This window comes from Halomonas sp. NO4 (assembly GCF_010994375.1).
GTDB lineage: Bacteria > Pseudomonadota > Gammaproteobacteria > Pseudomonadales > Halomonadaceae > Halomonas.
This window is the reverse complement of the sequence record NZ_WHMA01000017.1, coordinates 61,296-73,660: the sequence shown is the minus strand read 5'-3', so window position 1 is coordinate 73,660 and position 12,365 is coordinate 61,296. Positions and strand designations below refer to the sequence as shown.

Here is a 12,365-nt window from a genome sequence, read left to right as displayed (position 1 = left end):
CCTCGGGGGTGGGTCAAAAGCGTTGGCCGGTACTGGGTCAATTTACTTGGCCATTAACAGTCGCGTCCTGCATTGCCCTGTCCGCAATATAACGCGTGGCATCATATGACGCAATGCGGCATATTTGCTCCAGCGCTTCGGCAGCGCGGTGGGCACGCCCCCCAGCCTCACCGCCTGCTGCGCCGCCCGCCAGGCGCGGCATCTGAGAGGCATGCGAGCGGCGCGAGAGGTATTCGAGCGGCAGGTGGTGTGAAACACGCCGGCATAGATAGAATGTTTGTCATGGCGTAGAAAAGATCGAGCCATTGGAGTGAAAACGATGCACAGAGTGATGCACGTAGAGGCTTTGCCTGGCTATCGGCTTCATGTGACCTTTGATGATGGCACTGAGGGCGAGGTCTCCTTGGCTGATCGCCTTTTTGGCCCTATGTTCGAGCCAGTTCGAGATGCTGCCGTTTTTGATCAGGTCAGTGTGGATGAGTTCGGTGCCGTTTGCTGGCCCAATGGGGCAGATCTTGCCCCTGACGCACTTCACCGCCGTGTCGCTGAGGCGGCGTGAGCTTTTTGTTGGTGGTCTACGTCGACCTCAACCCCATCCACGCGGGCACCACTGAGACGCCGAGGGTGCGAGCGGACGAGACCACCGGCCGCTGCCAGCGCCCGGACAAGCGCGGCGCCATCGCCGAGCGGGTACCCAAGCTGTTGGAGCGCCTGGGCATCGAGCCGGAGGCCTTCATTGCCGCCTCCACCACGCTGCTCCAGCGTTTCGGCAGCGCTGTGGGCACCCCGCTAGCCTCACCGCCTGCCGGGCGCGGCATCTGAGGGGCATGCACATGGCGAGGGCGGGGGGCGAGCGGGCAGCCTGAGCCAGTTGCGGAACAAAGGAATCGACTCAAATGACCGAAAACGACCACCAGCGCGTCATCGATGAACTGCAGGCCGTGATCGATGAGACGAGTCACACCATCGAGCGCTTCGAGGCCACCGGCATGGATGAAGCGATGCCGGCGGATTTCCAGCAGTTGCATGCCCTCTACGCGCAGGCCGTCAGTGACCAACGTGCCCACACGCGGCACATGCTCAATACGACTCCAACAAGGAAGGAATAATGCAATCTGGCCAATCCCATATCACCCTTCGCGAACTGCTCTATCAGGTTCTGCCTCAGCTGCACTCCGCTGAAGCGATGATCCGCAATACCCTCACGGCAATCATCGAGGCGACGCGCGACCCCCGGGAACGTGCTCGCCGGGAAGAGCAGCGCGCGGCCCTGGATCTGGAGCTCTTCACCATTCGCCTGAACGTCGAGCATCTGCTCAAGCGCCATCCCGAGGCGGTGGTGGAGGTCAAGGAAAGCGAAGGGGAGAAGGAGGGGCCGCTGCTGGCGCTGGACGAGGGCGAGGCCGTGGCGATCGAGAAGGCGCGCCAGTTCCATGACCGGGTGCTGGAGCTGCGCCGGGACATGGCGGGTTAGCAGCCCTTGCCAGCTTGTGACGTCACCCCTCCAGCGCGTCGCCGCCGCTGGCCTGGGCGGTACGGGTGACGATGTCGTAGCGGCTCAGTGATGGGGTCTCGGCGGTATCGCCCGCCTTCGCTTCGATGCTGGATTCACCGGCCTGGCGGGCGCTGTTCATCTCGCTCTGCTGCTGGGCGAGTTCCAGCTGGGCAGTAAGCAGGTATTGCCGCGCAGTAGCGGCGACCTGGTGATCCTTGGGTGAGGGGTCGGCGGGCGCCAGGGCGGCGCTGATCACTTGCTGCATCTTGTCGATGGTGGCGCGAGGGTCGCCGCTGACCGGGCCGTAGTCGATGGGCACCTCGCCGGCGACGGCGTAGCGCTGGCCGTCGGGCCCGCGTTCGTACTCGTAGCTGGCGCCGCTGGTGTACGGCCCGCCGGCGATCTGGTGGGCCAGCTCGTGGCGGCGCACCTCCTGGTCGGTCTGCTTGAGCTGGTCGAGCTGGCGCAGTTCTGCTTCGCTCAGCGCTTCGCCGTTGGGTTTTTCGGCGCCGTTGCCGCGGCTTACCTTGCCCTGGCTCGCCTCTTCGGCGGCCACTCCCTGCGTGTCGCCGCTTTGCTCGCCGGCCTGGGGCTCGCCAACCTGGCGGGCGGCCTCGGCATTGCCGAGGTTGGTGTGGTGATTCTGCCAGGCGGAGGAGAAGGTGAGGGGGCCGATAACTGTGCTGGCAGGCATGGCGAATGTCCACGATCTGAGGCGATTGGGGTAGAGTATTGGCGAATTCGTTGTAGACGACAAGCTCACATGACCGCCTGCCCATGCCCAGTATCGACGTGGTGATCGAACTCTCCTATGACGCTTGTCTGGCCCACTACGCGGGGCGAGCGGAGCTCGTGCACACGCGCAGTCTCGACGGGCGGCGGGTGGTGTTTCCCGCCGAGGCGCTGCGGCGTGTGGTCACGCGCGACGGCGTGCACGGCATCTTCCGATTGCATTTCTCGCCGGCGGGGCGGTTTGAAACCATCCAGAAACTTCGGTGATCCTGCTGTTTTTCAGGGTGAGTTTGGCACAGGTCAAATCCTTGGTGCGTTTCAATGACAACGCTCTGCTACTATCGGTGGGCCATTCTGGTCATCGTTCACGGAACACGCCGGCAGGACGCCGGCCCTGCGCCTCTGCCGAATAGGTTTCGCCATGCTGTCAAGGAAGTCCGAGGATACCGCCGAGAAGCCGAACAACCGTCACATGGATGCGCTGGCGGAGCCGCCCGAGGCCCATCAGGAGCTCTTCGTGGGGCTGAGTTCCCTGCGCGACACCCTGAGCAGCCGCCACCATTCGCGCGATTTCGCCTTCGCCCATGCCCACTACCTGCGCAGCCGGGTGCTGGCGCTGGGGATCATCTTCACGCTGCTCTCGCCGCTGTGGATCGTGGTCGACTCGCTGGTACTGCCCGCGGAGCTGCTGCGCTATACCCTGCTGGGCCGGGTGGTGCTGATGCTGGGTTTGGTGGCGGTGCTGGTGCTGGCGCTGTTCAGCGTGGAGCGCATCCGCCGCATTCGTTTCTGTGCCGGCATGCTGCTGGCCTTGCCGGCCGGCTTCTATGTGCTGGTGCTGCTGATGCTGCCCGACCATGCCGTGCCGGACCTGGTGGGCTACGGCTTCATTCCCTTCCTGCTGGTGGCCTCGCTGAGCGTTTTCCCCTTCACGCTGATCGAGTCCTTCTTCGCCGGCCTGGCCATGCTGGTGCTGCTGGGCTTCTCCCAGACGGTCGACGGCAGCTGGATGACCGGCCAGGGGGTGGAGGCGTTCTGGCTGCTCGCGAGCCTGCTGGTGGTCAGCATGGCCGCCAATCACTTCCAGCTCAGCCTGCTGCTGCGGCTCTATCGCCAGGCGACCCATGACCCCCTCACTGGGCTCTTCAACCGCGGCGCGCTGGAAGTGCACCTGGAGAAAATCCAGGCCTGGCAACGCGAGATCGAGGGGGCCGGGCAGGCGGGCGGGGCGCCGTGCTCGGTGCTGATGCTCGACCTGGACCACTTCAAGCGCATCAACGACAACCACGGCCATTCCGTGGGCGACGCCGTGCTCTGCCAGTTCGCCAAGATTCTCGCCGGCCAGACGCGCAAGCACGACTGCGTGGCCCGCTATGGCGGCGAGGAGTTCGTGGTGATCCTGCTCGGCAGCGATCAGCAGCGGGCCCTGGAAGTGGCCGAGCGCATTCGCTACGCGGTGGAGGTGTACGAGTTCACCGACCGCGAGCAGCGCCGCATTCTCGTGACCACCAGCATCGGGGTGACTCAGCTGGGCCGGGACGAGCCGGCCCAGGAGGCCCTCAAGCGCGCCGACGATGCGCTCTACCGGGCCAAGGAGGGCGGTCGCAATCGGGCCTTCACCGCGTCGCCCGATGAGGTGGCGTTGACCGCTATTTGAACGCTTGTCAGCGCCCCGAAGCGTCTCACCGCCGACGACCTCAAGTCGCGATACGACCTTCGTTTACCTCAAGCTGTGCCGAAAGAGGCCGATAAAGCCTGCAGTAAGGTCTTCGGCAACGCATCCAACCTGGGGACGACATGCCCAACAGTACGCGGCAGGTGGCAACTCATACCTGGCTGGCCATGGTGGCGGTGCTGCTGATCGTCATGGGGGCGATCAACGGTCTGATGGCCTGGCAACTGCCAGTACAGTGGCGACCACCCCTGGCCAGCCTGCCATTCATGGTACTGGCCGGTGGGGGACTGTTGGCAACGCTGCTGGCACGCCCGCACTGGGCACGGCTCTGCGGGGGCGTGCTGCTGATGCTGGCCCTGGTGCCGCTGGTGGCAAGGTTGCCCGCACCGCTGGATACCGCGGTTCAGGGCTGGCCCTTCCCGGTCGGCTTGCTGATCAGTCTGCTGGTGGCCGCCCTGGCGCTCTGCCTGATAGCGGGGGTGCACTCGCCTCTGGCACGTCTGGGGTGGATGCTCACCGGCTGCGCGCTGATGATCGTCAGTGCCGGCAACCTCCTCGACGAGATGTGGACCGGCATCCGCCTGCCGGCCTTGTGGGCCGAGGCCTTCTCCACCGCCTTCACCGCACTGCCGTCACTGTTGCTCGGCTCGGCCCTGCTGCTGATCGGCCGTGGCCTGGCGGAACTGCCCACCGCGATTCATCGTCCGGTGCTGATGCCGCTGACGGCCAGCCTCTCGGCCAGCGTGCTGGTGTGGTTCACGCTCACCTGGCAGCAGTACGAGGCGCGCCTGACCCAGGCCGGGGAGCTGCTGAGCAGTTTCAAGGTCTCGGCGGAGCGCGAGATCGACGAGCATCAGCGCCTGCTGCAGCGCATGGCGGATCGCTGGGGCGAGCTCGGTGGGCTGCCGGATTCCGGCTTTCGCGACCTGGAATTCGCCAGCTATTTCCGCGACATTCCCAGCCTGGTCTCGCTGCACTGGCAGGACGCCAACGAGAGCCTGCTGTGGGGGCGCGATAGGGGTTCGGCGTTCGCTGTGTCGCACTGGCTCGACCGTCCGGATCACTGGCTCTTTGACTGGCTGGCGGTGGGTGGCCCCTACCCCCGCTGGATCCTGCCCGACGAGTCGCGCCCCCAGCTGGCCCTGGTGGCGGTGCCGCTGCCCTGGGAGGAGGGCCCGAGCGGTCAGCTGGTGGCGGTCATCGACTTGACGCGCCTGCTGAGGATGGAGGTGCGCTCCTTCGTCAGCCCGCTGGTGGTCACGGTGCATCGCGGCGAGCAGCCTGTGCTGCTCGATGCCAATGCGCATGGTGCGCCGGGCGCCGAGCTCCAGAAGGGCCTGCTGGTGTTGCCGGGCGGCGCCACCCTGGAAGCCCGCGGCCATGCGCCGCTGGGGGAGTCCCCAACCCTGGCCGGCATGCTGCCGGTGGGGGTGGGGCTCGGCGGCTTGATTCTCAGCTACCTGATGGCCTTCAGCCTGGGGGTGGCCCACATCAGCGCGCGTCGCTCGGTAACGCTCGCCAATACTCAGCGCCACCTGCGTGCCCAGCAGCGGGTGCAGACCATGGTCGCGCGCGACCAGCCCCTGGCGGCCACGCTGGAGGCGATTTGCCGTCTGGTGGAAGCGCAGGCGCCGGGCGCGCTGTCGTCGATCATGCTCAGCAACCGCGAAGGGCAGTGCCTGGATGAGGTCTACAGCGTCAGCCTGCCCGAAAGCTATCTCGCCGCGGTGCAGGGCGTGCCGATCGCCCCCAATGTCGGCGCTTGCGGCAGTGCGGCCTACCTGCGCGATTTCGTGATCTGCGAGGATATCGCCCACGACCACCGCTGGCGCGGTTTTCATGCCATCACCGCCGAGCACGGCCTGCGCGCCTGCTGGTCCTATCCGGTGCTGGGCAGCAGCGGCCAGCTGCTGGGCACCTTTGCCACCTACTATCGCCAGACGGCGGTTCCTTCCCAGGACGACCGGCGCCGCATCATCGAGGCCGCCGACCTGGTGTCGCTGGCCGTGGAGCGCGAACGCAACCGCGAGGCGCTGCTCATCCTGCAGCGCAGCGTGGAGGCCAGCATCAACGGCGTGACCATCGCCGACATGCGCTTGCCGGGCATGCCCCTCATCTACGTGAACGAGGCCTTCGAGCGCATCACCGGCTATACGCGCGAGGAAACGCTGGGGCGCAACTGCCGCTTTCTCCAGGGGGGCGAGACCGATGCGCAGGCGGTGGACGAACTGCGCCAGGCGCTGGTCGAGTGTCGTGAAGCCAGCGTGACCCTGCTCAACTATCGCAAGGACGGCACGCCGTTCTGGAACAACCTCTTCCTCGCGCCGGTGCGCGATGCCGCGGGGGCGGTGTCGCACTTCGTCGGCATCCAGCAGGACATCTCCCAGCACAAGGCCTTCGAGGCCAAGCTCGCCTACCACTCCAGTCACGACGCCCTCACGGGGCTGGCCAACCGCTCGCTGTTCGAGGATCACCTCAATCACGACGTGATGCTGGCCCGGCGGCAGGGCTCGCGACTGGCGGTGCTGTTCATCGATCTCGACGACTTCAAGCCGATCAACGACAGCCTGGGCCACGAGGTGGGCGACCAGGTGCTGATCCAGGTGGCCAAGCGCGTGGCCGACGAGCTCGACCCCGGCGATACGCTGGCGCGTTTCGGCAGCGACGAGTTCGTGATCCTCCTGCCCGGCATCAGGCAGGAGGACGATGCCTTCAACCTGGCCGAGCGGTTGCTGAAGCGCATCGGCCGTTCCTATCGGGTGGGGCAGCACGAGCTCTATCTGGGGGCGAGCGTGGGCGTGGCTTTCCTCTCCCGCGACATCGATAATCCGGTGGAGCTGATCCAGCAGGCCGACATGGCGATGTATCGCGCCAAGCAGAAGGGGCGCAACGTCTGGCAGTGCTTCACCGGCGAGATCAACGACGAGGTGAGCACGCGCATGGCGCTGCGCAACGATCTGCAGGAGGCCATCGACGCCGGCAACTTCGAGCTGCACTACCAGCCGTTGATCGATGCCACCGACGGCGGCGTGGCGGGGTTCGAGGCGCTGGTGCGCTGGAAGCACCCGGTGCGCGGCTACCTGTCCCCGGGGCTCTTCATTCCCCTCGCCGAGGAGACCGGCCAGATCGTGCCCATCAGCGAATGGGTGCTGCGCCAGGCGTGTCGCGACATGTGCGAGCTGGCCCGCGATGGCCTGGGGCATTTCCGTGTCGCGGTGAACCTCTCGCCGCTGCAGTTCCACCGTCCCAACTTCCTGGGCAACCTCAAGCAGGCCTTGCTCGAGACGGGCCTGGCAGCGGAATACCTGGAACTGGAGCTCACCGAGGGCATCCTCATGAACGACACGGCCAGCGCCATCGAGACCCTGCGCCTGCTGCGCGAGATGGGGGTGGAGGTCGCCATCGACGACTTCGGCACCGGCTTCTCCAGCCTGAGCTACCTCAAGCTCTTGCCCATCGGCAAGATCAAGATCGACCGCAGCTTCGTTCGCGACGTGACCCGCAGCGCCCATGACAGCGCCATCGTGCAGGGGATCATCTCCATGGCCCACCACCTGGGGCTGACCGTGGTGGCCGAGGGCATCGAGGAGGCAGCCCAGGCGAGCTATCTCAAACAGCACGGCTGCGACATCTTCCAGGGCTTCCATTTCGCCCGCCCCATGCCCTTGGCGCAGCTGCGTGCCTACCTCGTCGATCACGACACCGCGCCGAGGGCTAAAGGTGCAGCGGCACCGGCCGATAGGTAAGGGTTTGCTGGCGGTAGCGGCGTGGTGGCCGTCGGCGAGGCAGGGTTTCGAGCCGCACCGGGCGGCTCGCTGTTGACGAGGCAAGGATGGCGCAGGCGCAAGACGATTTCACACGCATCACCAGCCCCGCGGCGATCGAGTCGCTGCTCGACCAACTGATCGAGCCGGGCGGGGCTTCGCTGCTGCTCGACAAGCCGGCAGCCAGCCCGCAGCCGGTGCTGCTCACCGAGCAGGTGGTGGGCGAGTCGCTGCTGCTCGATATCACCGCCATCCGCGAGGTGGGCGTCGAACTCAAGCGCGGCCTGGGGTTTTGCCTGCTGGGGCAGATCGACGGCAAGATGGTGCGCACGCCGCTGCTCAAGGCGGAGAGCTGCAGCCCCAGTGGCGATCGCCTGATCTGCGTGAGCGACTATCCGCTCTATCTCGAGGAGCTGCAGCGCCGCGAGTCCTTCCGGGCGCGGCTGCGCCTGGGCATGGAAGTGGGGGCCATCCTGCGCGGCGATGAGGACGCCTCCGCCCAGGGAGATCTCAAAGACCTCTCCCTGGAAGGCTGTCAGCTGGAGCTGCCGGCCTCGGTGGCCTCGCTGCTGTCGAGTTCCGCCCATCCGTTGGACGTCGAGCTGTGCTTCCCCGACGGCACGCGCTTCACGATCAAGGGCTCGCCGCGGCACCAGGCCTCCGATCCGGAGCGCCAGGCGCTGCGCGTGGGCTTTCGCTTCGAGGGGGTGACCGGCGAGCAGGAGCGCAAGCTGTGGTACTTCGTGCGCGAGATCGAGCGCGAGTCGCTGCGCAGCGCCGGCGACGGCGACAACGGTCGCCTGCCGTCGCTGCTCTTTCAGGCCCAGACGGCGTCGGCGCCCACGGTGGGGCGGCGCAACCTGCTCGACTACCCCACGCCCATGGCACGACGCCTGGCCCGGGTCGCCGGCTACCTGGATGCCCAACTGCTGGAATTGCAGCAGGACGGCCGCCTCGATTCCGTGCAGCTTTCGCGGCACGCCGATCGCCTGCTGATGCTCGCCGACGAGGACATCGAGGCGCTGCTCTTCGCCACGCGTTGCCTGCACCAGGAACCCTGGTTGGTGCGCCACGGCCTGGCCGTGGCCGTGCACCTGCTGGCGCTGGCCGGTGGCAGTTCGGTGCCCCGCGACGTGCGAAAGGCCATGGCGGCGAGCGCCATGGTCCACGACCTGGGCAAGGGCCTGCTGCCGAAGTCGCTGCTGGAGGCGAAGCGTCTCGGACCCGACGAGCGTGCGCAGCTCCGCCCCCACGTCCAGACGGTCCTCGACGGGTTGACTCCGTGCCAGTGGCTCTCCGCCAGCGTGGCACGCGCGGTGGTGGGAGGCATCAACGAGCGGCTGGATGGCAGCGGCTACCCGCAGGGGCTGGCCAGCGATCAGCTGCACGAGCTTTCCCGCATGAGCGCCGTGATCGACGTGGTGGATGCCCTGCGCCGCGACCGCGCCGACCGTTCGGCCTGGGCCATCGATGCCGTCTACCGCTACCTGCTCAAGGAGCCGGGGCTGTTCGACCCGCGCTGGGTCAAGCGCTATATCCAGCGCTTCGGCCTGCGGCCGGTGGGCTCGCTGGTGCGCTTCAAGAGCCGCGAGCTCGGCTGGATACAGCGCCTGGACGGCCAGGGGCGCCCCTTCCAGGTGCAGCTCACCGACCGCATCGCCCCCCCCGGCGAGGGGCTGGGGCGCGTGATCCGTGGCGACGTGGTGGCGCAACTGGGCGAGATGGTGGAGGAAGTGCCCGTTTCCACCTGAGGCTGGCGCGCTTCGTTTCCCGGCCATTATTCCTGGTCAAGGTCTAAAGTTGGTGTGACGTGGGCCGATATCGGGAAATAACCGCGGGCGACGGGCTTATTCGCGGCACCTCAGGGGCGAGGGCCTGTCAGACTGACCGCCTTATTGGGTAGGAATCGATAGAGGAGTCCACCATGAGTTCCATGCGAGGAGCGGCCGCCTACGGTCGCGGCGCCGGCGCGTACGCCCGGGTCGGCGTGGAGAGCGGCGTGATGTCGGCCAGCCCGCATCGCCTGATCGTGATGTTGTTCGACGGCGCCATCGGGGCGATCCGCGCGGCACGCATCCACATCGAGGCGGGCAACACCGCCGAGAAGGGCCAGTCGATCTCCAAGGCTCTGGATATCGTCAACAATGGCCTGATGGCGGCCCTGGACACCGAGAAGGGCGGCGAGATCGCCGAGCGTCTCGGCTCGCTCTACGACTACATCTCGCGCCTGCTGCTGGCCGGCAACCTGCACAATGACGTGGAGAGCCTCGATCAGGCCGAGCGACTCCTCGATGACATCGCCTCGGCCTGGCGCGAGATCGGCAGCGCGGCAGCGCAAGGCTGACATGACCATGACCGAGGCGCATGGCCCCGCCGCGGTGATCGCCGGCTATCGGCGGCTTCGCGTCCAGGTGGCGGAGATGCTGGCGCTGACCGAGGCGGAGGACTGGGACACGCTCATCGAGCGCCAGCACGCCTACCTGACGCAGGTGGAGCGCCTCAAGGCGCTGGATGCCGACTGCGAGCTCGACGCTGGCGACGCCACGCGCAAGGCCGAGCTGCTGGAAGCCATCCTGGCCGATGACCTGGTGATTCGCGACCGCTTGATGGCACGCCGCGACGAGCTGGGTCAGCTCCTGGATCGCTCGCGTCGTCAGCGTGACCTGCAGCGCACCTACGGCCGCCAGGGCTCAGCGGTGCGCCATGGCGCCGACACCACCGGCAAGGGGAGCCCGTGAGCGGCATCAACCCGCTGATCGACACCCTGCTGCATCAGGTGCTCGGCAAGCATGCGGATGTGCCACCGCCGCGTGATCTCAACCAGCCGGTGCGCCCGGTCGATCCCGGCGCAGGCCCGAGGGCCCTGCACAGCGACTCCCGACTCGACGGGCGCGGTGCCGGGGCGCCACTCTCCGGGCTCGCGCCCACCCCGCAGCGCGGCGAGGCGCCCAGCCAGCCGCTGCCGCTGGTGGATGCCACCCGCCAGGCCTCCTTCCAGACCCACTTCAGCGCCTCGGCCCGCACCATTGCCGATGTCCTGCTGCGTTTTCCGGCGCCGCCTTCGGTGCTGAGCCCCCAGGCGCCCCTGATGGGGGCCGGCGAGACCCCGAACGCCGCGGCGCTGGCGGAGCGCCTGCAGAGCGGCGTGCGCGACAGCGGGCTCTTCTACGAGTCGCACCTCTCCAAGTGGTATCGCGGCGAGATGACGCGACAGCAGCTCGAGCGCGAGCCGCAGACGTGGCGGACGCTGCGCTTTGCTCCGGCCGCGGCGGGGTCGGCCGGCCAGCCGCCGGCGCCGTTGGTCGGCGCGGCGGGGCAGGGCGGCGGCCAGCCCGGTCAGCTCCTGCACACCGGTCAGATGGTCCAGACTGGGACGGCCAGTCCAGCCGGTCAGGCCCAGCCGGCGGTGGGTGTCGCCGGGCAGCAGGCTACGACTCAGCAACTGCCCCTGCCGACCGCGGAGTCGAGCGGTTTGCTGGGCGCGACCAAGCCCGCCGCCAAGGGGAGCGCAGCTCAGGCGGCCGGTTCCTATGCGGCTACCGGCGCCCTGCTGCCCCGCAGCGATGCCGCGGCAGCGCAGCCCGAGGCGGTGGCGCCCCGCGCCGCGCTGGCCCAGAGCCCAGTGCCGGGCGCCGAAGCTGCCGCGGGGCGGGAAGCGACCGACCCGGCGGCGCTGCACGCCCGCGGCGGGGCGGCCGACCCGGTCCACGAAAGCCTGCAGGGCCTGGTGCGCCATCAGCTCGAGATGCTGGTGGCGCCCGTGCTGCGCTGGGAGGGCGATGTGTGGTCGGGTATCTTCATGGCCCTGATGGTGCAGATACCGGCGGCCGCCCAGCGCGACGGCGAGGGAGGCCAGGAGGGCGCGGCCGACCAGGACGACGAGAATGCGGCCTGGCACTCCGAGCTGCGTCTGGAGGTGCCGCGCCTGGGCGAGATCAAGGTCGCGCTGTGGCTGCGCGATACCCACCTGCGCCTCGAGCTGCGCGCGGCCGACGACACGGCCCTGGCCAGTCTCCAGGAGGGGGCGCCACGGCTCAAGGAGCGTCTGCAGGCGGCGGGGTTCGACGAGGTGTTGATCGATACGCGGCGGGTGCCGGAGGAGGGCGGCGATGGCTGAACGACAATCGCGCCGCCAGGCCGTGGCGCTGGCCTACCGCGACGGCGATGACGCCCCGCGCGTGCTGGCCAAGGGGTACGGTGACATGGCCGAGCGCATTCTCAGCGAGGCGCAGCGGCAGGGCATCTATGTGCATGATGCCCCCGAGCTGGTGTCATTGTTGATGCGTCTCGACCTGGACGAGCGCATTCCCGCGTCACTCTATCAGGTGATCGCCGAGATCCTGGTCTGGGTGTACGAGCTGTCGGATACGCAGTCGCATGACGTGTCATGAAGTGTAAAAAAATGCAATTTAATGCTTCCTGTTTGCGCCGACGGGGATTTGTCAATCTCTTGGCCTCTTTGCTTAGTCCTTTTTGACCAATCGCTTATCCCTGTGTGGGTAAAGTTTGATCCATGTCATGACATGGCAGTCCCGTCCTCGCCTTTTGTCCAGTTGGCAAAGACCTTGGCAAGCCTGCAAAATCCCAATAGCCTGAATAGCCCATGCTGAAGGGCAGCTATTCAGGGATTTGACAGCGGCGCTTCATGTCAAGTCGCCAATCGCTCAGAATAAAGTGCTAGACCAATAACGACACGCCA

Annotated in this window: 12 protein-coding genes; 11 read left to right on the top strand and 1 reads right to left on the bottom strand. The window is 67.2% G+C overall.

The annotated features are described in order from the left end of the window. The first annotated feature begins 555 nt into the window (after nucleotides 1–555). The 3 genes from FEF15_RS12735 to FEF15_RS12725 all read left to right on the top strand — a co-directional run bounded on the left by FEF15_RS12735 (nucleotide 556) and on the right by FEF15_RS12725 (nucleotide 1,474). A complete protein-coding gene (locus tag FEF15_RS12735) occupies nucleotides 556–822 on the top strand; it encodes a hypothetical protein (RefSeq protein WP_163559550.1) in 267 nt (88 codons plus the stop codon). Nucleotides 823–896: 74 nt separating this feature from the next. Next, nucleotides 897–1,109, top strand: a complete 213-nt coding sequence (locus FEF15_RS12730) for a hypothetical protein (protein ID WP_163559549.1) — start codon at nucleotides 897–899, stop codon at nucleotides 1,107–1,109. Beyond that, nucleotides 1,109–1,474: a hypothetical protein gene (locus FEF15_RS12725; RefSeq protein WP_163559548.1), complete on the top strand. Its 366-nt coding sequence runs from the start codon at nucleotides 1,109–1,111 to the stop codon at nucleotides 1,472–1,474. Before FEF15_RS12730 ends, FEF15_RS12725 begins: the two co-directional genes overlap by 1 nt. A gap of 22 nt (nucleotides 1,475–1,496) precedes the next feature. Here FEF15_RS12725 and FEF15_RS12720 read toward each other — a convergent pair whose 3' ends face one another. Further along, on the bottom strand, nucleotides 1,497–2,189 hold the full coding sequence (locus FEF15_RS12720) for a putative metalloprotease CJM1_0395 family protein (protein WP_163559547.1): 693 nt from the start codon (nucleotides 2,187–2,189) through the stop codon (nucleotides 1,497–1,499). A gap of 83 nt (nucleotides 2,190–2,272) precedes the next feature. Here FEF15_RS12720 and FEF15_RS12715 point away from each other — a divergent pair, with 83 nt between their 5' ends. The 8 genes from FEF15_RS12715 to FEF15_RS12680 all read left to right on the top strand — a co-directional run bounded on the left by FEF15_RS12715 (nucleotide 2,273) and on the right by FEF15_RS12680 (nucleotide 12,057). Beyond that, nucleotides 2,273–2,494, top strand: a complete 222-nt coding sequence (locus FEF15_RS12715) for a DUF2835 domain-containing protein (protein ID WP_163559546.1) — start codon at nucleotides 2,273–2,275, stop codon at nucleotides 2,492–2,494. Between the two features lie 154 nt (nucleotides 2,495–2,648). Next, a complete protein-coding gene (locus tag FEF15_RS12710; RefSeq protein WP_163559545.1) occupies nucleotides 2,649–3,884 on the top strand; it encodes a GGDEF domain-containing protein in 1,236 nt (411 codons plus the stop codon). A 140-nt stretch (nucleotides 3,885–4,024) separates the two neighbouring features. After that, nucleotides 4,025–7,648 carry an EAL domain-containing protein gene (locus FEF15_RS19445; RefSeq protein ID WP_163559544.1) on the top strand — a complete coding sequence of 1,208 codons (3,624 nt, stop codon included), beginning with the start codon at nucleotides 4,025–4,027 and terminating at the stop codon, nucleotides 7,646–7,648. A gap of 86 nt (nucleotides 7,649–7,734) precedes the next feature. Then, nucleotides 7,735–9,417, top strand: coding sequence for an HD domain-containing phosphohydrolase (locus FEF15_RS12700; protein WP_163559543.1), 1,683 nt, complete (start codon nucleotides 7,735–7,737; stop codon nucleotides 9,415–9,417). A 173-nt stretch (nucleotides 9,418–9,590) separates the two neighbouring features. Continuing rightward, entirely contained in the window at nucleotides 9,591–10,010 is a 420-nt protein-coding gene (gene fliS, locus FEF15_RS12695) for a flagellar export chaperone FliS (protein WP_163559542.1), read from the top strand. A gap of 7 nt (nucleotides 10,011–10,017) precedes the next feature. Further along, the gene (locus FEF15_RS12690) at nucleotides 10,018–10,404 is read left to right on the top strand and encodes a flagellar protein FliT (protein WP_240454161.1); all 387 of its coding nucleotides are present in this window, start codon (nucleotides 10,018–10,020) and stop codon (nucleotides 10,402–10,404) included. After that, the gene (locus tag FEF15_RS12685) at nucleotides 10,401–11,783 is read left to right on the top strand and encodes a flagellar hook-length control protein FliK (protein ID WP_163559540.1); all 1,383 of its coding nucleotides are present in this window, start codon (nucleotides 10,401–10,403) and stop codon (nucleotides 11,781–11,783) included. Before FEF15_RS12690 ends, FEF15_RS12685 begins: the two co-directional genes overlap by 4 nt. After that, the gene (locus FEF15_RS12680; protein ID WP_163559539.1) at nucleotides 11,776–12,057 is read left to right on the top strand and encodes an EscU/YscU/HrcU family type III secretion system export apparatus switch protein; all 282 of its coding nucleotides are present in this window, start codon (nucleotides 11,776–11,778) and stop codon (nucleotides 12,055–12,057) included. Before FEF15_RS12685 ends, FEF15_RS12680 begins: the two co-directional genes overlap by 8 nt. The last annotated feature ends 308 nt before the right edge of the window (nucleotides 12,058–12,365 follow it).

What these genes read in the sequence shown, in the direction of transcription:
- FEF15_RS12715 (WP_163559546.1), top strand. Translation starts at nt 2,273, where the DNA reads ATGCCCAGTATCGACGTGGTGATCGAACTCTCCTATGACGCTTGTCTG.
- fliS (WP_163559542.1), top strand. Translation starts at nt 9,591, where the DNA reads ATGAGTTCCATGCGAGGAGCGGCCGCCTACGGTCGCGGCGCCGGCGCG.
- FEF15_RS12710 (WP_163559545.1), top strand. Translation starts at nt 2,649, where the DNA reads ATGCTGTCAAGGAAGTCCGAGGATACCGCCGAGAAGCCGAACAACCGT.
- FEF15_RS19445 (WP_163559544.1), top strand. Translation starts at nt 4,025, where the DNA reads ATGCCCAACAGTACGCGGCAGGTGGCAACTCATACCTGGCTGGCCATG.
- FEF15_RS12700 (WP_163559543.1), top strand. Translation starts at nt 7,735, where the DNA reads ATGGCGCAGGCGCAAGACGATTTCACACGCATCACCAGCCCCGCGGCG.
- FEF15_RS12720 (WP_163559547.1), bottom strand. Translation starts at nt 2,189, where the DNA reads ATGCCTGCCAGCACAGTTATCGGCCCCCTCACCTTCTCCTCCGCCTGG.
- FEF15_RS12690 (WP_240454161.1), top strand. Translation starts at nt 10,018, where the DNA reads ATGACCGAGGCGCATGGCCCCGCCGCGGTGATCGCCGGCTATCGGCGG.
- FEF15_RS12730 (WP_163559549.1), top strand. Translation starts at nt 897, where the DNA reads ATGACCGAAAACGACCACCAGCGCGTCATCGATGAACTGCAGGCCGTG.
- FEF15_RS12680 (WP_163559539.1), top strand. Translation starts at nt 11,776, where the DNA reads ATGGCTGAACGACAATCGCGCCGCCAGGCCGTGGCGCTGGCCTACCGC.
- FEF15_RS12725 (WP_163559548.1), top strand. Translation starts at nt 1,109, where the DNA reads ATGCAATCTGGCCAATCCCATATCACCCTTCGCGAACTGCTCTATCAG.